The sequence below is a fragment of the Umezawaea endophytica genome (genome assembly GCF_025061645.1).
Classification (GTDB): Bacteria; Actinomycetota; Actinomycetes; order Mycobacteriales; family Pseudonocardiaceae; genus Umezawaea; species Umezawaea endophytica.
On record NZ_JANYMP010000009.1, the window covers coordinates 346,588 to 367,155 of the forward strand.

Below are 20,568 nucleotides of genomic sequence, written 5' to 3' on the forward strand. Positions count from 1 at the left end.
CCACCCGGAGTTGGACCTCCTGGACGTCGGCCACTCGCTGCTCACCCGCTCGACCCACGAGCACCGCGCCGTCGTCGTCGCCCACGACCGCGAACAGGTCCTCCGGGACCTGGCCGCTCTCGGCCGCGGCGAGTCGACCACCACGACCGGCAAGACCGCGTTCCTGTTCACCGGCCAGGGTTCCCAGCGGCTCGGCATGGGCCGCGAGCTGTACGACTCGGTGCCGGTGTTCGCCCGCGCGTTCGACGAGGTCCGCGCCCAGTTCGACCTCCCCCTGCGGGACGTCGTGTTCGGCACCGACGCCGACGCGCTCGACCAGACCGCCGTCACGCAGCCCGCGCTGTTCGCCCTGGAAGTCGCCCTGTTCCGCACCCTGGAGCACTGGGGGACGGCTCCGGACGTCCTCGCGGGCCACTCCATCGGCGAGATCGCCGCCGCCCACGTGGCGGGCGTCCTGTCGCTCGAAGACGCGGCCGTGCTGGTGGAGACCCGCGGCAAGCTCATGCAGGCCCTGCCGACCGGCGGCGCGATGGTCGCGTTGCAGGCCACCGAGGACGAGGTCACTCCGCACCTCACCGACTTGGTCTCGCTGGCCGCGATCAACGGTCCGAACTCCGTGGTCGTCGCCGGGGATGAAACCGCCGTCGCTGCGGTGATCGCCCACTTCCCCGACCGCAAGTCCAAGCGCCTTAGCGTCTCCCACGCGTTCCACTCGCCGCTGATGGACCCGATGCTCGACGACTTCCGCGCGGTGGTCTCGAAGCTGACCTTCCGCGAGCCGGAGTTCGCGATGCTCGGAGACGTGACCGACCCGGAGTACTGGGTGCGGCACGTGCGCGGCACCGTCCGCTTCGCCGACACCATGGCCGCCCTGGAAGCCCAGGGCGTCAAGACCTTCGTCGAGCTGGGCCCGGACGGCGTGCTGGCCGCGATGGCCGACGCGCCCGTCATCCCGGTGCTGCGCAAGGACCGAGCCGAACTCACCACGCTGCTCTCGGCCGTGGGCAACGCCTACGCGTCCGGCGCCGACGTGGACTGGTCGCGGCTGCTCAGGGGCGGCCGTCGGGTCGACCTGCCCACGTACGCGTTCCAGCGCAAGAACTACTGGCCCACCGCCGGGTTCGCCTTCGGCGACGTCACGTCCGTCGGCCAGGGCGACGCGGACCACCCGCTGCTCGGCGCGGCCGTCGCGCTGCCCGACGGCCAGCTCTTCACCGCCCGCCTGTCGGTCACCACGCACGCCTGGCTCGCCGACCACGTCGTCGCGGGCACGGTACTGGTGCCCGGCACCGCGTTCGTCGAGATGGCGCTGCGCGCGGGTGCCGAGGTCGGGTACGACCTGCTCGAAGAACTCACCCTCGAAGCACCGCTGGTCCTGCGTGACGCCGTTCAGCTCCGGCTCGCGCTGGAGGAACCCGCAGCCGACGGCCGCCGCGCGCTGACCGTGCACTCGCGGCCGGAGGGCGACGACGAACCGTGGGTCCGCCACGCCACCGGAACCCTGCTCCCGCAGGCGCCGCAGGCCGCCTTCAGCCTCGCCGAGTGGCCGCCGGCCGGTGCCGAAGCCGTGACCGTGGACGACGTCTACACCTCACTGGCCGGTGCGGGCCTGGAGTACGGCCCGGCGTTCCAGGGCCTGAAGTCCGCCTGGCGCAACGGTGACGACGTGTACGCCGAGGTCGCGCTGGACGCGGCGGCGGACCGCTTCGGCCTGCACCCGGCCCTGTTCGACTCCGTCCTGCACGCGCTGAGCCTCGGCGCGTCCAACGGCAAGACCCGCCTCCCGTTCGCGTGGCGCGGCATCTCGCTGCACGCCGTCGGCGCCACCACCCTCCGCGTCCACGTCTCCCCGGCAGGCGCGGACGGCGTCGCGCTGGAGATCGCCGACGCCACGGGCGCGCCGGTCGCCACGGTGGACTCACTGGTGCTGCGGGAGTTCACGGCCGGCCAGCTCGGCTCCACGGTCGCCCGCTCGCTCTACCAGGTCGAGTGGATCCCGGTCACCGGCACCGAGGACGTCGACGCCGTGGTCGCCGAGATCACCGCCGACGGCGTCTCCGGCTCGGTGCACCAGGCCCTCGCCTCGATCCGCACCTGGCTCGCCGAGGACCACGCCGACGAGCGCCTGGTGTTCCTGACCAGGAACGCCGTGTCGCTGAACGGCGAGGACGTGACCGACCTGGCCGGTGCCGCCGTGCGCGGCCTGGTGCGGTCGGCCCAGACCGAGAACCCGGACCGGTTCGTGCTGGTTGACCACGACGGCACGGTCGACGTGGCCGCCGCGGTCGCCTCCGGTGAGCCCGAAGTGGCGGTCCGCGGCGGCGAGGTGTTCGCGGCCCGCCTGGCCCGCGCCGCGTCCAACCCCGACAAGCGGCTCAACTTCCACGGCACGGTCCTCGTCACGGGCGCGACCGGCAGCCTCGGCGCGGTCTTCGCCAAGCACCTGGTGACCTCCTACGGCGTCCGCGACCTGCTGCTCACGTCCCGCCGCGGCCCGGACGCCCCCGGCGCCACCGCACTGCGCGACGACCTGGTCGCACTGGGCGCGTCCGTGGAGGTCGTCGCCTGCGACGTGGCCGACCGCGCCGCGCTGAAGAACCTGCTGGACGACCGCGCGGTCACCGCCGTCGTGCACACCGCCGGTGTGCTGGACGACGCGACGATCACCTCGCTCACCCCCGAGCAGGTCGACACCGTCCTGCGGCCCAAGGTCGACGCCGCCCGGAACCTGCACGAGCTGACCGCCGACCTGTCCGCGTTCATCGTCTTCTCCTCGGCCGCGGGCACGTTCGGCAACGCGGGCCAGGGCAACTACGCCGCCGCCAACGCCTACCTGGACGCGCTGGTCCAGCACCGCGTCGCGCAGGGCGAGCCCGCGCTGTCGCTGGCCTGGGGCCTGTGGGAGGACACCGGCGGCATGACCGGCGACACCGACCGGCTCAGCCGCGGCGGCGTCACGGCCCTGACGGCCGCCGAAGGCCTGGAGCTGTTCGACCTCGCCGCGTCGACCGGCAACCCGGTCGTCATCCCCCTGCACCTCAACACCGCCGCCCTCGCGGGCACGACCGTCAGCCCGCTGCTGCGCGGTCTGGTCCGCACCACCAAGCGCGCGGCCTCCGGTGCCACGGGCGACGCCGGTCTCCTGACCAGGCTGGCCGGTCTGACCGCCACCGCGCAGGCCGACCTGCTGCTCGACCTGGTGCGCGGCCAGGCCGCCGACGTGCTCGGGTACGAAGGCGCCTCCGACGTCGACGCCGACCGCTCCTTCCGGGAGCTGGGGTTCGACTCCCTGACCGCCGTCGAACTGCGCAACCGGCTCACCGCCGCGACCGGCCTGCGGCTGTCCGCGACGCTGGTGTTCGACTACCCGTCCCCGGTCGCGCTGGTGGAGCACCTGCGCGCCGAGCTGGGCGGCACGGTCACCGAGGTCTCCGGCCCCGTGCGGGTCAACGCCACGGACGACGAGCCGATCGCCATCGTCGGCATCGGCTGCCGGTTCCCCGGTGGCGTCACCAGCCCCGAGGACCTGTGGGCGCTGCTGGAGGACGGCCGCGACGCCGTCGGCGGCTTCCCGACCGACCGCGGCTGGGACGTCGAGAACCTGTACCACCCGGACCCCGACCACCAAGGCACGTCGTACTCCCGCGAAGGCGGGTTCCTCTACGGCGCGGCCGAGTTCGACCCGGCGTTCTTCGGCATCAACCCGAAGGAAGCCCTCGCGATGGACCCCCAGCAGCGCCTGCTGCTCCAGACCTCGTGGGAGGCGTTCGAACGCGCGGGCATCGACCCGAACACCCTGCGCGGCAGCCGGACCGGCGTGTTCGCCGGCGTGATGTACCACGACTACGCGTCGCGGCTGCGGTCCGTGCCGGACGGCATCGAGGGCTACCTCGGCACCGGCAGCTCGGGCAGCGTCATCTCGGGCCGCGTGTCCTACACGTTCGGTCTGGAAGGTCCGGCCGTCACGGTCGACACCGCGTGCTCCTCGTCGTTGGTGGCACTGCACCTCGCGGTGCAGGCACTGCGGTCCGGTGAGTGCTCGCTGGCGCTGGCCGGTGGCGTCACGGTCATGGCGACGCCCGGTACGTTCATCGGCTTCAGCCGTCAGCGCGGCCTCGCCGCCGATGGCCGCTGCAAGGCGTTCTCCGCCGACGCGGACGGCACGGGCTGGGGCGAAGGCGCGGGCATGCTGCTCGTCGAGCGCCTCTCCGACGCCCGCGCCAACGGCCACCCGGTGCTCGCGATCGTGCGCGGCTCCGCCATCAACCAGGACGGCGCCTCGAACGGCCTCACCGCCCCCAACGGCCCGTCGCAGCAGCGCGTGATCCGCCAGGCCCTCTCCAACGCCGGTCTGTCCACAACGGACATCGACGCGGTCGAGGCGCACGGCACGGGGACCTCGCTCGGCGACCCGATCGAGGCCCAGGCGCTGCTGGCCACGTACGGCCAGGACCGGGAAACCCCGCTGCTGCTGGGTTCCATCAAGTCCAACCTCGGTCACACCCAGGCCGCGGCCGGTGTCGCGGGCATCATCAAGATGGTCATGGCCCTGCGCCACGGCGTCCTGCCGAAGACGCTGCACGTCGGCGAGCCGTCGCCGCACGTCGACTGGACCGCAGGCGCGGTCGAGCTGCTGACCGAGCCGACCCCGTGGCCGTCGGGCGACCGCCCGCGCCGCGCGGCGGTGTCGTCGTTCGGGATCTCCGGCACCAACGCCCACACGATCATCGAGCAGGCGCCACAAGAGGTTCCGACGCAGGTCGGTGAGGACGTCACGCTGCCGTGGGTGGTGTCCGCGAAGACCGCGGTCGCCCTTCAGTCGCAGACCGAGAAGCTGCGCGAGCACGTCGCCGACCACTCCGAGCGCTCGCTGGACGTGGCGTTCTCGCTGGCCACCAGTCGGGCAGCGTTCGAGCACCGCGCGGTGCTGGTCGACGGCGAGGTCGTTACCACCGGCTCCACGGGGGGCAAGCTGGCCGTCCTGTTCACCGGTCAGGGCTCGCAGCGGCTCGGCATGGGCCGTGAGCTGTACGACCGGTTCCCGGTGTTCGCCGCCGCGTTCGACGCCGTGTGCGCCGAGCTGGACGTGCCGGTGCAGGAGGTCGTGTTCGGCATCGACGCCAAGGCGCTCGACGAGACCGGCACCACCCAGCCCGCCCTGTTCGCGCTGGAAGTGGCGCTGTACCGGCTCTTCGAGCACTGGGGCGTGCGGCCCGACTTCCTGGCGGGCCACTCCATCGGCGAGATCGCCGCCGCCCACGTGGCCGGTGTGCTCTCGTTGGAGGACGCGGCCAAGCTCGTCTCCGCTCGCGGTCGCCTGATGCAGGCGCTCCCGGCCGGTGGCGCGATGGTCGCCTTGCAGGCCACCGAGGACGAGGTCACGCCTCACCTCACCGACCTGGTCTCGATCGCCGCGATCAACGGTCCGAGCGCGATCGTCATCGCCGGTGACGAGGACGCCGTGCAGGAGGTCGTGGACGGCTTCCCCGACCGGAAGTCCAAGCGCCTCAGCGTGTCGCACGCGTTCCACTCGCCGCTGATGGACCCGATGCTCGACGACTTCCGGGCCGTGGTGTCCGAACTGACCTTCAACGACCCGACCACCGCGCTGCTGGGCGAGGTCACCGACCCGGAGTACTGGGTCTCCCACGTCCGCGACGCCGTCCGGTTCGCCGACACCGTCACGACCCTCGAAGCCCAGGGCGTGAAGACCTTCCTGGAGCTGGGCCCCGACGGCACGCTGTCCGCGATGGGCGCCGAGTCCGTCACGAACGCGGTGCTCGTCCCGGCGCTCCGCAAGGACCGCCCGGAGACCAAGACCCTGTTCCACGCCCTCGGCACGGCGTACGCCCGCGGCGCGAAGGTCGACTGGACCGCGTTCTTCGCGGGCACCGACGCCCGCCGCGTCGACCTGCCCACCTACGCCTTCACCGACGAGCGCTACTGGCTGGACGAGGGCTCGGCGCCCATCGGCGCGGGCCTCGCCCCGAGCGGTCACCCGCTGCTCGGCGGCGGCATCGACCTGCCGGACTCCGACAGCCACCTGTTCACCTCGCGGCTCACCAGGGACGGCCTGCCGTGGCTGGTCGACCACGCGGTCGGCGGCACGGTCCTGCTGCCTGGCACGGCGTTCGTCGAGCTGGCGGTCCGCGCGGGCGAGGAGGTCGGCTGCCCCGTCGTGGAGGAGCTGACCCTCGCCGCCCCGCTGGTCCTGCTGGAGCACGGCGGCGTGCAGGTGCAGGTCGTCGTCGGCGGCCCGGACGCCGACGAGCGGCGGACGTTCACCGTCCACTCGCGACTCGACGACGAGCCGTGGACCCGGCACGCCACCGGCGTGCTCGCCACGACCGGCGCGCCCGCCGACGGCGGTCTGGACGTGTGGCCGCCGGTCGACGCACTGCCGGTCGACATCAGCGGGCTCTACGACGGGTTCGCCGCCATCGGCCTGGAGTACGGCCCGGCGTTCCAGGGCGTCAAGGCCGCGTGGCGCACCGACGACGAGGTGTACGCGGAGATCTCGGTCGACGAGGACACCTCCGGCTACGCCATCCACCCGGCACTGCTGGACGCGTGCCTGCACGCGGTCGGTGTCGGCGACTTCTTCGAGAACACCGGCCAGGCCCGGCTGCCGTTCGCCTGGGAAGGCGTCCGGGTGCACGCCGTCGGCGCGTCCGCGCTGCGGATCCGGATGGCCAGGGCGGGGTCCGACGCGGTGGCGCTGGAGATCGCCGACCCGACCGGCGCGCCCGTCGCCTCGGTCGAGTCCCTGGTGCTGCGGCCGATGGCCACCGACCAGCTCGGCGGCGGCTTCACCCGCTCGCTGTTCCGGGTCGACCAGGTCACCGTCCCGACGCCCACCACGGCCGTCACCAAGCTCGCCGTGCTCGGCGCGGACGACCTGAAGCTGGCCCAGGCACTCGACATCCCGGTGCACGCCACGCTCGCCGAGGTCGGCGACGTGGACGCGCTGCTGGTGTCGTGGGTGCCGGACCTGAGCGTCGGCGGCGGTCTCGCGGGCGCCACCCGGACCGGTGTCCAGGAGGCCCTCGACCTGGCGCAGGCGTGGATCGCCGACGACCGCGACGCCCGACTGGTGTTCGTCACCAGGGCGGACGACTTCGCGGGCGCCGCGGTGCAGGGCCTGATCCGCTCGGCGCAGGCCGAGAACCCGGACCGCTTCGCGCTGGTCGACGTCGACGACCACGAGGACTCGGCCCGCGTGCTCGGCGCCGCGCTCGCCACCGGCGAGCCGCAGGTGTCCATCCGCGAGGGCGTGCTCCAAGCGCCCCGCCTGTCCCGAGTCGCCGCGGCCGAGGCCCCAAAGCCGGAGTTCCGAGCCGGGGGCACGGTCCTGATGACCGGTGCGACCGGCGCGCTCGGCGCGGTCTTCGCCAAGCACCTCGTCGCGGAGTACGGCGTCACCAAGCTGCTGCTCACCAGCAGGCGCGGACCGGACGCCCCCGGCGCGTTGACCCTGCGCGACGAACTGCGGGCGCTCGGCGCGGCCGTGGACGTCGTCGCCTGCGACGTGGCCGACCGCGACGCCCTCGCCCCGCTGCTGGCCGAGCACCAGGTCACGGCCGTGGTGCACGCGGCGGGCGTGCTGGACGACGGCATCCTCACCTCGCTCACCCCCGAGCGGCTGGAGAAGGTGCTGCGCCCCAAGGTGGACGCCGCGCTGAACCTGCACGAGCTGACCGGCGACCTGGACGCGTTCGTCCTGTTCTCCTCCGCCGCGGGCACGTTCGGCAACCCCGGCCAGGCCAACTACGCCGCCGCCAACGCGTTCCTCGACGCACTGGCCCAGCACCGGGTCGCGCAGGGCAAGCCCGCGCTGTCGCTCGGCTGGGGCCTGTGGGAGGACACCGGCGGCATGACCGCCGACTCCGCGAGGCTCGGCACGGCACTGTCCGAAGAGGAGGGTGTGGCGCTGTTCGACACCGCGCTCGCCGGACCGGACGCGGCGCTCGTGCCGATGCACCTCGACACCTCCGCGCTCGGCGACCGGGTGCCCGCACTGCTCAGCGGCCTCGTCCGCAGGCAGGTGCGCCGCGCCACCGCCGCCGAGGCCGCGCCGCAGGAGTCGCTGGGCAAGCGGATCGCAGGCCTGTCCGACGGTGACCGGGACCAGGTGCTGCTCGACGTCGTCCGCTCGCACGTGGCGAGCGCGCTCGGCCTGCCCGGTCCCGACTCCGTCGACGAGCACCGCACGTTCCAGGAGATGGGCTTCGACTCGCTCAGCGCCGTGGAACTGCGCAACGGACTGAACGCCGCGACCGGGCTGAAGCTGCCCGCGACGCTGGTGTTCGACTACCCGACCCCCGCCGCGCTGGTCGACCAGTTGCGGATCGAGGTCGTGCCCGACACACCCGCCGGAGCGCCGCTCTCGCTGGGTGATCTCGATCGACTGTCCGCCGAACTCATCGAACTGGGCCGGGACGAGTCCGCGCGTGCGCGGATCACCGAACGGTTGCAAGCGGTTTTGGCCGGACTGGCGGCGCCGGAATCCGAGAACGCGGATCTGGACGCGGCCACCGACGACGAACTCTTCGACCTGCTCGACCAGGAGCTGATGTGACGATGGACAACGAGGAGAAGCTGAGGGATTACCTCAAGCGCGCGACCGCGGACCTGCGCACGGTCCGGAAGCGCTTGAAGGAGGTCGAGGAGGCTGACCACGAGCCCATCGCGATCATCGGCATGAGCTGCCGGTACCCCGGCGGCGTCAAGAGCCCGGAAGACCTGTGGGACCTGGTGACCGGTCAGCAGGACGCGATCTCGCCGCTGCCGACCGACCGCGGCTGGGACATCGAGGGCCTGTTCGGCGACGACCCCGAGGCCACCAACCAGAGCTACGTCGCGAAGGGCGGCTTCCTCTACGACGCCGCCGAGTTCGACCCGACGTTCTTCGGCATCTCGCCGCGCGAAGCGCTAGCGATGGACCCGCAGCAGCGGCTGCTGCTGGAGACCTCGTGGGAGGCCTTCGAACGCGCGGGCATCGACCCCGCCACGGTCAAGGGCAGCAAGACCGGTGTCTACGCCGGGGTCATGTACCACGACTACTCCACCGGGCTGACCGAGATCCCCGAGGAGATCGGCGGCTACCTGAGCACCGGCACGGCGGGCAGCGTCGCGTCCGGCCGCGTCGCCTACACGCTGGGGCTCGAAGGCCCGGCCGTCACGATCGACACGGCGTGCTCGTCCTCGCTCGTGGCGCTGCACTGGGCGATCCAGGCGCTGCGGTCCGGCGAGTGCACGATGGCGCTGGCCGGTGGCGTCACGATCATGGCCACGCCCGGCACGTTCATCGAGTTCTCCCGGCAGAAGGGCCTCGCGGGCGACGGCCGCTGCAAGGCGTTCGCCGCCGCCGCGGACGGCACCGGCTGGGGCGAGGGCGCTGGCATGCTGCTCGTCGAGCGGCTGTCCGAGGCCCAGCGCCTCGGCCACCCGATCCTCGCGGTCATCAAGGGTTCCGCGATCAACCAGGACGGCGCCTCCAACGGTCTCACCGCCCCCAACGGCCCGTCGCAGCGCCGCGTCATCCAGTCCGCGCTCGCCGACGCAGGCCTGACCACCCGCCAGGTCGACCTGGTCGAGGCGCACGGCACCGGCACGAAGCTGGGCGACCCCATCGAGGCGCAGGCCCTGCTCGCCACCTACGGCCAGGAGCGCCAGGAACCGTTGCGACTCGGGTCGATCAAGTCGAACTTCGGCCACACGCAGGCCGCCGCCGGTGTCGCCGGGGTCATCAAGATGGTCATGGCCGTCCGCAACGGGGTCATGCCGAAGACGCTGCACGTCGACGAGCCGTCCCCGCATATCGACTGGACCGCGGGCGCCGTCGAGCTGCTGACCGAGGAGCGCGCCTGGCCCGAGACCGGCGAACCCCGCCGCGCGGCCGTGTCGTCGTTCGGCTTCAGCGGTACGAACGCGCACACCATCATCGAAGAGGCGCCAGTCGCCGACGAGGTCGCCGAGCGGGCCCCGAAGACGGGCGTCCTGCCGTGGGTGCTGTCCGCTCGCGGTGAGACCGCGTTGCGTGCCCAGGCCGCCCAGCTCCGCGACCACCTGGCCGCCAACCCGGACGTGTCGGTCGCCGACCTCGGCTACTCCCTCGCGACGACTCGGTCCCGCTTCCCGCACCGCGCCGTGCTGATCGGCCGTGACCGCGCCGACTTCGCGCTCGACGCGCTCGCCGACGGCGAGGTCAGCGCGGACGTGGTCGAAGGCGTCGCGGACGTGCGCGGCAAGGTCGCCTTCGTCTTCCCCGGCCAGGGCTCGCAGTGGGTCGGCATGGCCCTGGAACTGCTGGACGACAACGAGGTCTTCCGCACCCGCCTGGCGGAGTGCGAGCAGGCGCTGTCGTCCTACGTGGACTGGTCCCTGATCGACGTCCTGCGGGAGAAGGACGGCGCCCCCGGCTTCGACCGGGTCGACGTCGTCCAGCCCGCGCTGTGGGCCGTGATGGTGTCGCTGGCCCAGGTCTGGCGCTCCTACGGCGTCACGCCCGCCGCCGTCGTCGGCAGCTCGCAGGGCGAGATCGCCGCCGCGTGCGTCGCGGGCGCGCTCTCGCTGGACGACGCCGCCCGTGTCGTCGCGCTGCGCAGCCAGGCGCTCGGCGCGCTGTCCGGCCTCGGCGGCATGGTGTCCGTCGCGCTGCCGTCGGCGAAGACCCGTGACCTGCTGGTCCGCTGGGACGGCAAGCTCTCCGTCGCCACCGTCAACGGCCCGCGCGCCACCGTCGTCTCCGGCGACAACGACGCGCTGGACGAGCTGGTCGCCGCGTGCGAGGCCGACGGTGTGCGCGCCAAGCGGATCGCGGTGGACTACGCGTCGCACTCCGCCCACGTGGAGATCATCCGCGAGCGCCTGGCCGAGCTGCTCGGGCCGGTCAAGCCGATGGCGGGCGAGATCCCGTTCTACTCCACCGTCACCGGCGAGCCGATCGACGGCACCGAGCTGGGGGCGGACTACTGGTACACCAACCTGCGCCAGACCGCCGAGTTCGAGCTGGGCGTGCGCGCGCTGGTCGAGCGCGGCCACCGGTTCTTCCTGGAGATGAGCCCCCACCCCGTCCTCGCGATGGGCGTGCAGGACATCGTCGACGACCTGGGCACCGAGGCCGTCGTGATCGGCTCGCTGCGCCGCGGTGAAGGCGGCCCGACGCGGCTGCTCACCTCGCTGGCCCAGGCCCACGTGCGCGGCCTGCCGCTGGACTGGGACGCGGTGTTCGCCGGGCACGACGCCCGCGCGGTCGAGCTGCCCACCTACCCGTTCCAGCGCCAGCCCTTCTGGCTCGACACCAGCGGTTCCGGCTACGGCGACGTCACGTCGGCCGGTCTCGGCGTCACCGACCACGCGCTGCTCGGAGCGGCCGTCGCGCTGCCCGACTCCGCCGGGTACCTGTTCACCGGCAGGCTCTCCCAGCGCACGCACCCGTGGCTGGCCGACCACCGCGTGTCCGACGCGGTCCTGCTGCCCGGCACGGCGTTCGTGGAGCTCGCGATCCGCGCGGGCGACCAGGTCGGCTGCGGGGTCGTGGACGAGCTGACCCTGGAAGCCCCGCTGGTGCTGGGCGACACCGACGCCGTCGTGGTGCGGGTCGTCCTGGAAGCCCCGGACGAGACCGGCCTGCGCGGTGTCACCGTGTACTCGCGGGCCGAGTTCGCGGACGACGACGAGCCGTGGACCAGGCACGCCACCGGCACGATGGCCGCTGATGGGGGAGCGGCGCCCGCCGACCTCACCGCGTGGCCGCCGTCCGGCGCCGAGACCATCGACACCAGCGGCCTGTACGACGGGCTCGCGGGCATCGGTCTGGGCTACGGCCCCACGTTCCGCGGCCTGCGCGCCGCGTGGCGCTCCGGCGACGACGTGTTCGCCGAGGTCGCCCTGCCCGAAAGCGCGAAGGTCGTCGGTTTCGGCCTGCACCCCGCGCTGCTGGACGCCGCGCTGCACGCCGTCGGCCTCGGTTCGTTCATCGAGGTCACCGACACGCCGTGGCTGCCCTTCACCTGGACCGGCACGCGGCTCGACGCCGCGGGCGCGACCGCGCTGCGGGTCCGGATCTCCCCGGTCGGCACCGGTTCGGTGTCGGTCGTCGTGGCCGACGAGACCGGCCAGCCCGTCGCCTCGGTCGAGGAACTGGTGCTGCGCCCCGTGTCCCAGCAGGCCGCGGCCGGACCCGCCACGGGCCGGTCGCTGTTCCGCGTCGACTGGCAGGTCCTGCCGCTCGACGCCGTCGAGACCCCACTGGAAGAGGTGCCCGATGTTGATGTGGTTCCCGTTGCGCTCCCAGCGTCTGACGCAGGCGCCGTTCACGCAGCCGTTCACGCCGTCCTCGCGCAGGCGCAGGACTGCCTTGCCGGTGAATCCCGTCTTGTCCTCCTCACCGGCGACTCCCTTGCGGACTCGGCTGTCCGAGGCCTGATCCGCTCCGCCCAGACGGAGAATCCCGACCGGTTCGTGCTCGTCGACTCCGACGGCACCGAGGCGTCCACCCGGATGCTGACCGCCGCGGTCGAGTCCGGCGAGCCGGAGCTGGAGCTGCGCGACGGCGTCGTGCGCGTGCCGCGCCTGACCCGCGCTGCGGTGTCCACTGTGGACGAGCCCGCGTTCCGGGCCGACGGTCGTGTCCTGCTGACCGGCGCGACTGGCGTGCTGGGCGCGCTGCTGGCCCGGCACCTGGTGGTCGAGCACGGCGTGAGCGACCTCGTGCTGACGTCCCGTCGTGGCCTGGACGCGCCCGGCGCGGCCGAGCTGCGGGACGAGCTGGTCGGACTGGGTGCGGCGGTGGTCGTCGCCGCGTGCGACGCCGCCGACCGGGACTCGTTGGCCGCGCTGCTGGCCGAACACCCGGTGACGTCGGTCGTGCACACCGCCGGTGTTCTCGACGACGGCGTGCTGTCGTCGCTTACGCCCGAGCGGCTGGACACCGTGCTGCGGCCCAAGGTCGACGCCGTCCTCAACCTGGACGAGCTGGCCGGGGACGTGGAGAACTTCATCCTGTTCTCCTCGGCCGCGGGCACGTTCGGCAACGCGGGCCAGGCCAACTACGCCGCCGCCAACGCGTTCGTGGACGCCTTCGCCCGCCACCGCCGCGACCAGGGCAGGCCCGCGCTGTCGCTGGCGTGGGGCCTGTGGGAGCAGGCCAGCGAGATGACCGGCGAGATGGCCGACGCCGACCGCGGCCGGGTGTCCGGCGGCATCGGTGGCCTCACCTCCGGTGAGGGCCTGGCCCTGTTCGACGCCACGCTGTCGTCGACGGAGCCCGTGCTCGTCGCGATGCACCTGGACACCGCCGCGCTCCGCGGCGCGGGCGCGTCCGTTCCGCCGCTGCTGCGCGGTTTCACCCGCGCCCCCGGCAGGCGCACCGCGTCCGCCGCGGACCAGGCAGCCGCGTCGGGGCTGGCGCAGAAGCTCGGCGCGCTGCCCGAGGCCGAGCAGGTGAAGCTGCTGATCGACCTGGTGCGCACGCACGTCACGGCCGTGCTGGGCTTCGCGTCCACGGACACCGTCGACACCTCGAAGGCGTTCCGCGAACTGGGCTTCGACTCGCTGACCGCGGTCGAGCTGCGCAACCGGATCAACGCCGCCACGGGCCTCAAGCTGCCCGCCACGCTGGTCTTCGACTACCCGACGGCCGACGTGCTGGTCGAGTACCTGCGCGGCAAGATCATCGGCTCGACGGGTGCCGCCGTGGCCGTCCGGTCCGCCACCTCGGTCGACGACGACCAGATCGCGATCGTCGCCATGAGCTGCCGCTTCCCCGGAGGCGTCACGAGCCCGGAGGAGCTGTGGGCCCTCCTGGCGGAAGGTCGGGATGCCATCGGGGGCTTCCCGACCGACCGGGGCTGGAACATCGACTACCTGACCGAGGCCAGCAACGCGGCCGAGGGCGGGTTCCTCTACGACGCCAGCGAGTTCGATCCGGCGTTCTTCGGCATCAACCCGCGGGAAGCCCTCGCCATGGACCCCCAGCAGCGGCTGCTGCTGGAGACGTCGTGGGAGGCGTTCGAGCGGGCCGGGATCGACCCGACCTCGTTGCGCGGCAGCCAGACCGGCGTGTTCGCCGGGATGATGTACCACGACTACGGCACGCGCCTGACCTCGCTGCCCGAGGAGGTCGGCGGCTACTTCGGCACCGGCACCGCGGGCAGCGTCGCCTCCGGCCGCATCGCCTACACGCTCGGCCTGGAAGGCCCGGCCGTCACGGTCGACACCGCGTGCTCGTCCTCGCTGGTGGCCCTGCACCTGGCCGCGCAGGCGCTGCGCTCCGGCGAGTGCTCGCTCGCGGTGGCCGGTGGTGTCACGGTGATGGCGACGCCCGGCACGTTCGTGGAGTTCAGCACGCAGGGCGCGATGGCCCCCGACTCGCGCTGCAAGCCGTTCGCCGCCGCCGCCGACGGGTCGAGCTGGGGTGAGGGCGCGGGCATGCTCGTCATCGAGCGCCTCGCCGACGCCCGCGCCAACGGCCACCCGGTGCTCGCGATCCTGCGCGGCACGGCGGTGAACCAGGACGGCGCGTCGAACGGCCTGACCGCTCCGAACGGCCCGTCGCAGCAGCGGGTCATCCGCCAGGCGCTGGCGAACTCCGGTCTGTCCACTTCGGACGTCGACGCGGTCGAGGCGCACGGCACCGGCACCAAGCTGGGCGACCCCATCGAGGCGCAGGCCCTGCTGGAGACGTACGGCCAGAACCGGTCGGCACCGGTCCTGCTGGGCGCGGTGAAGTCCAACCTCGGCCACACCCAGGCCGCGGCCGGTGTCGCGGGCGTGATCAAGATGGTCATGGCCATGCGGCACGGCGTGATGCCGAAGACGCTGCACGTCGACGCCCCGTCCCCGCACGTCGACTGGACGTCGGGCGCGGTCGAGCTGGTCACCGACTCGACGCCGTGGCCGGAGAGCGGTCGCGCCCGCCGGTCGGCCGTCTCGTCGTTCGGCATCAGCGGCACCAACGCCCACGTCGTGCTGGAGCACGTGCCCGCTCCCGAGGCCGACGAGCCCGCCGAGTGGTCGACGCTGCCGTGGCTGCTGTCCGGCAAGACCCCCGAGGCCGTGTCCGCCCAGGCCGACAAGCTCAAGGCGCACCTCACCGCGAACCCGGACGTCCGCGCGCTCGACGTGGCGTACTCGCTGGCCACCAGCCGCACCCTGCTCGACCACCGCGCGGCCGTCGTCGCGGGTGACCGCGACGAGCTGCTGACGGCGTTGGACGCGCCCGTGCCCGGCGCGGCGGTGGCCGGGAAGCTCGCGTTCCTGTTCACCGGTCAGGGTTCGCAGCGGGCGGGCATGGGTCGTGGGCTGTACGCGGCCTACCCGGTGTTCGCGTCGGCGTTCGACGAGGTCGCGGCGCTGGTGGACGTGCGGGACACCCAGGAGGAGCTGGACCGCACGGAGTTCACCCAGCCCGCGATCTTCGCCCTGGAAGTGGCGTTGTACCGGCTGGTCGAGTCGTGGGGCATCACCCCGGACTTCCTGGCGGGCCACTCCATCGGTGAGATCGCCGCTGCCCACGTGGCCGGGGTGCTGTCGCTGGAAGACGCGGCGACGCTGGTCAACGCTCGTGCTCGGCTGATGCAGGCCCTCCCGGCCGGTGGCGCGATGGTCGCGTTGCAGGCCACCGAGGACGAGGTGCTCCCGCACCTCGGCAGCGGTGTCTCCATCGCGGCGATCAACGGCCCGCAGGCCATCGTGCTCGCGGGTGAGGAAACCGCTGTCGCGCAGGTCGTCGCGAAGTTCGCCGACCGGAAGTCCAAGCGGCTGGCCGTGTCGCACGCGTTCCACTCGCCGTTGATGGACCCGATGCTGGAGGACTTCCGGGCGGTCGTCACCACCTTGACCTTCCAGCAGCCCCGGATCGAGCTGCTGGGTGACGTGACGGACCCGGAGTACTGGGTCGCGCACGTCCGGAACACCGTCCGCTTCCACGAGGCCGTGCAGACGCTGGACCAGCGCGGTGTCACCAAGTTCCTGGAGCTGGGCCCGGACGGCGTGCTCGCCGCGATGGCCGAGGCCACGGTCATCCCGTCGCTGCGCAAGGACCGCGACGAGGTCCGCTCCCTGGTCACCGCCGTCGCCGCGCTGCACACGCGGGGCGTCGAGGTCGACTGGGCGGTGTTCTTCGCGGGAGCCAAGACCGTCGACCTGCCCACCTACGCGTTCCAGCGCGAGCGGTACTGGCTGGAGTCGCCCGCGGGAGCCGACGACGGCACCGCCGTGGGCCTCGGGCTCGGCGCGGGCAACCACCCGCTGCTCGGCGCCGAGGTGTCGCTGCCCGAGTCCGGCGCGCTGGTGTTCAGCGGCAGGCTCGCGCTGAACACCCACCCGTGGCTCGCGGACCACGCCGTCTCCGGCACGGTCCTGCTGCCCGGCACGGCGTTCGTGGAGATGGCGCTCCAGGCCGGTGCTCAGGCCGACTGCGACCTGCTGGAAGAACTCACGCTCGAAGCCCCGCTGGTGCTCCCGCCGCACGGCGGTGTGGCCCTGCGGGTCATGGTGGGGGAGGAGGAGTCCGGTCGCCGTACGCTGACCGTGTTCTCCCGCGCCGCCGCCGACGGCCCGTGGGCGCGGCACGCCACCGGCGCGCTCGGCAAGTCCCCGAGCCCGGTGTCCGACGAACTCTCCGCGTGGCCGCCCGCGGGCGCCGAACCCGTTGCCGTCGAAGGCCTGTACGAGGACTTCGCCGCGCTGGGCCTCGAGTACGGGCCGGTGTTCCAGGGCCTCAAGTCGGCCTGGCGCAGCGGTTCCGAGGTGTTCGCCGAGGTTTCGCTCGACGCCGACACCACCGCGTTCGGCCTGCACCCGGCCCTGCTCGACGCCGCCCTGCACGCCATCCGCTTCGGCGACTTCCTCGCCGAGGGCGACGGCACGCGGCTCCCGTTCTCGTTCGCGGGTGTCCGGCTGCACGCGGTCGGCGCGGGGGAGCTGCGCGTCCGGATGACCGGCGCGGGCACCGACGCGGTGTCCCTGCTGGTCGCCGACACGACCGGCGCCCCGGTCGCCTCCGTCGACTCGCTGGTGCTACGGCCCGTCGCGCTGGCCCCGAAGACGACGGACTCCCTGTTCCACGTCGAGTGGACGCCGGTCACGACGGCCGCCACCTCCGGTGACGTCGTCGTGGTGGAGGTGTCCGGCACGGTCTCCGAAGCCGTGCACGCCGCGCTGGCGACGGTCCGCGAGCACGCCGAGTCCGACGCCGTGGTGGCGTTCGTGACCCGCGGCGCGGTCGCCGTCCAGCCGGGCGACGACGTGACCGACCTGGCCGGTGCCGCCGTTCGCGGCCTGGTCCGGTCGGCTCAGGCCGAGTACCCCGGTCGGTTCGTGCTGGTGGACCTGGCCGATGGCGCCGAGGTCGTCACGGTCGCCGACGAACCGGAGATCGCGGTCCGCGACAGCGGGGTGTTCGCGCCCCGACTGGCGCGCACCGTGTCCGATGTGGACACCGACACCACGTTCAGCACCGGCAAGGTCCTGGTGACCGGCGCGTCCGGCGGCCTCGGCACGCTGTTCGCCCGCCACCTGGTGACCGAGCACGGCGTGCGCGACCTGCTGCTGGCCAGCAGGCGCGGCGCGGACGCCCCCGGCGCGCTCGACCTGGCCGCCGAACTGGCCGAACTCGGTGCGGTGGTGGACTTCGCGGCCTGCGACGTCGCCGACCGCGCCGCCGTGACCGCGCTGCTGGCCGCGCACGACGTGAAGGCGATCGTGCACACGGCGGGCGTGCTCGACGACTCGACCATCGGCGGGATGACCGCCGAGCAGGTCGACGTGGTCCTGCGCCCCAAGGTGGACGCGGTCGCGACCCTGCACGAGCTGGCGGGCGACCTGGACGCCTTCGTGGTCTTCTCGTCGGCCGCGGGCACGTTCGGCACGCCCGGACAGGCCAACTACGCGGCGGCCAACGCCTACCTGGACGCCTTGATGCAGCAGCGGACGGCGCGCGGACTGCCCGGTCTGTCGCTGGCCTGGGGCCTGTGGGACGACCTGGGCGGCATGACCGCCGACCAGGACCGCCTGCGCCGCTCCGGCGTCGCGGCGCTGGGCGTGGCCGAGGGCCTGTCGCTGTTCGACCGGGCGTTCCGCGGTCAGCACGCGGTGGCCGTGCCGATGAAGCTCGACACGGCGGGCCTGCGCGGCGCGGGCCCCGCACTTCCGGCGCTGCTCCGCGGCCTGGTCCGCACCACGACCCGGCGCACCGCCTCGGCCAACGCCCAGCTCGACCTGCGCGGCCTGTCCGCCGAGGACCGGGCGCGGACGCTGCTGGACGCGGTGCTGACGCACACCGCCGCCGTCCTGGGCTACGGCGCGAAGAAGGTCGAGCCGACGCAGCAGTTCGTCGAGCTGGGCTTCGACTCGCTGACCTCGGTGGAGCTGCGCAACGTGCTCAACGCGGTCACGGGCCTCCGGCTGCCGCCGACGCTGCTGTTCGACCACCCGACCCCGGCACTGGTCGCCGAGCACCTCGACGGCACGATCGACGTCCCGGAGACGGCCGTGGCCGCACCGGCCGGAACGCTGGGGCTCATGTCCAAGCAGGCCAACGCCTCCGGACGGGGTGAGGACTTCATGGGGCTGCTGATGGCGGTCTCGGAGTTCCGCCCGTCGTTCAGCGGACCGGCCGACCTGCCCGAGCCGCTGCACACCGCCCGGCTGGCCAAGGGCGACACCGGCCCCGGCCTGATCTGCTTCCCGCCGATCCTGGCCAACTCCGGCCCCCAGGTGTACTCCCGCTTCGCGGCGTCGCTCCGCGACCAGCGGAACGTCTCCGTGGTGTCCACGCCGGGCTTCCTCAAGGGGGAGCTGGTGCCCGCGTCCATCGACGCCATCGTCCAGGCCCAGGCGCAGGCCGTCCTGGAACAGGCCGAGGGCAAGCCGTTCGTGCTGGTGGGCCACTCCTCGGGCGGCACGCTGGCCCACGGCGTCGCCCAGCACCTGGAGAGCCTGGGCACCCCCGCGGCGGCACTGGTGCTGATGGACATCTTCCGCCACGACCGCGAGGCCCTGTCCCGCGTGCACCCCGAGGTGGTGGGTGACACCGGTGACGAGGACGCCACGCTCGTGGACGACCAGCGCCTCACCGCGATGGGCGCCTACTGCCGGATCTACGCGGGCTGGCAGCCGACCCCCATCAGCACCCCTACCCTGCTCGTCCGCGCGTCGGAACCGTTGCCGGGCATGGACCCAAACGCGGAGTGGCGGTCCACTTGGGACTATGACCACGACGCCGTGGACGCGCCGGGAACGCACTTCTCGATGATGCAGGAGCACGCGGCCACCACGGCCGCGGCCGTGCACGGGTGGCTGGTGGAGAACTCCCCCGAACAGGGGTGAACAGGGGGTGCGGGACGCCGACGGCGTCCCGCACCATTGTGGTGAAACCAATCCGAACGTCTCTTCCGGATGCGCCTGGAGGTTGTGCGCCCCTGGTGATTGTCGTGATGTCGTGAGAGGAACAACCAACCGCCATGGCACGAGTAGTTGTCGACACCGCCCAGTGGATCCGCCGGTTCCACCCCAATCCGGACAGCGAAGTCCGCTTGGTGTGCCTTCCACACGCGGGAGGATCGGCGAGCTTCTACTACCCGGTCTCGGAAGCGCTGAGGCCCGGAGTGGAAGTTCTGGCGGTGCAATACCCCGGACGACAGGACCGCAGAGCGGAACCTTGCATCGAGTCCGTGGAGGAACTGGCCAACCGCATCGTCCTGGCGCTGAAGCCGTGGACGACGGACAAGCCACTTGCCCTGCTGGGGCACAGCATGGGCGCCACGCTGGCGTTCGAGGTGGCGAGGGGGTTGGAGCGGTGCGGGACACCCGCTGTGGCGCTGTTCGCGTCCGGACGGCGTGCGCCGTCCCGGTACCGGGACGACCAGGTGCACCTGCGGGATGACGACGGGATCGTGGCCGAGTTGCAGGTGTTGAGCGGGACGGATTCCCGGTTGCTGGGCAACGAGGATTTGCTGAGGCTGGTCATACCGGTCATTCGGGCTGATTACAAGGCTGTGGAGACTTATCGGTGTGAGGATGGGGCTACTGTTGGGTGCCCTGTTACGGTTTTGGTGGGGGATAGCGATCCTAAGGCCACGATAGAGGAGGCCAGGGCTTGGTCGGAGCATACGACCGGGGGGTTTGATCTTCAGGTTTATCCTGGTGGGCATTTTTATTTGAGTGAGCACCAGGATGAGGTGACCGGGTTGATCGCTGAGCGGTTGGCGGCTTTGAGGGGTTGAGGTTTTCCTGCTTGGGTGACCCGCTTCGACGCTTGAGTTGACGCACGCAACTGACCCGGCACAGACCTCCCCCGCCGCCCCGATCCCCAGCGCCCTTCGTGCTTTTCAAGCTTTGTCAAGGCATCTTTCCCGCCTTGACAAAGCTTGAAAAGCATTGAAATAATTGCGTGAGAGGGGTGGTGGGGGAACCACCGTGGGTGCGCGTGGGTTGAGGTGGTCCCAAGCTGAGGCTTCTGCTTCCAGCCGGGCTGGGTTGCGTACCGGAGATCCAGCGAGGATGTGGCCGATTTGACTTGGGGCCCCTAGATTTGCCCCTTCGTCGGACCAAAACGGCGGG

Annotated in this window: 3 protein-coding genes (1 of these 3 only partly in view); all 3 read left to right on the forward strand. The window is 72.5% G+C overall.

Features of this window, described 5'->3' with window-relative positions; genetic code table 11:
- Nucleotides 1-8,578: the 3' portion of an SDR family NAD(P)-dependent oxidoreductase gene (locus NZH93_RS21020; protein ID WP_308214219.1), read on the forward strand. The gene continues 6,398 nt to the left of window position 1, outside the view; 8,578 of the gene's 14,976 nt are visible here — the last part of the coding sequence; its start codon lies off the left edge, out of view; the stop codon is at nt 8,576-8,578.
- On the forward strand, nt 8,575-19,335 hold the full coding sequence (locus NZH93_RS21025; RefSeq protein ID WP_372506724.1) for an SDR family NAD(P)-dependent oxidoreductase: 10,761 nt from the start codon (nt 8,575-8,577) through the stop codon (nt 19,333-19,335). Before NZH93_RS21020 ends, NZH93_RS21025 begins: the two co-directional genes overlap by 4 nt.
- 134 nt (nt 19,336-19,469) lie before the next feature.
- Nucleotides 19,470-20,231: a thioesterase II family protein gene (locus NZH93_RS21030; protein ID WP_259624853.1), complete on the forward strand. Its 762-nt coding sequence runs from the start codon at nt 19,470-19,472 to the stop codon at nt 20,229-20,231.
- The last annotated feature ends 337 nt before the right edge of the window (nt 20,232-20,568 follow it).

Coding starts and splice junctions, on each gene's coding strand:
- NZH93_RS21030 (WP_259624853.1), top strand. CDS start 19,470: ATGGCACGAGTAGTTGTCGACACCGCCCAGTGGATCCGCCGGTTCCAC.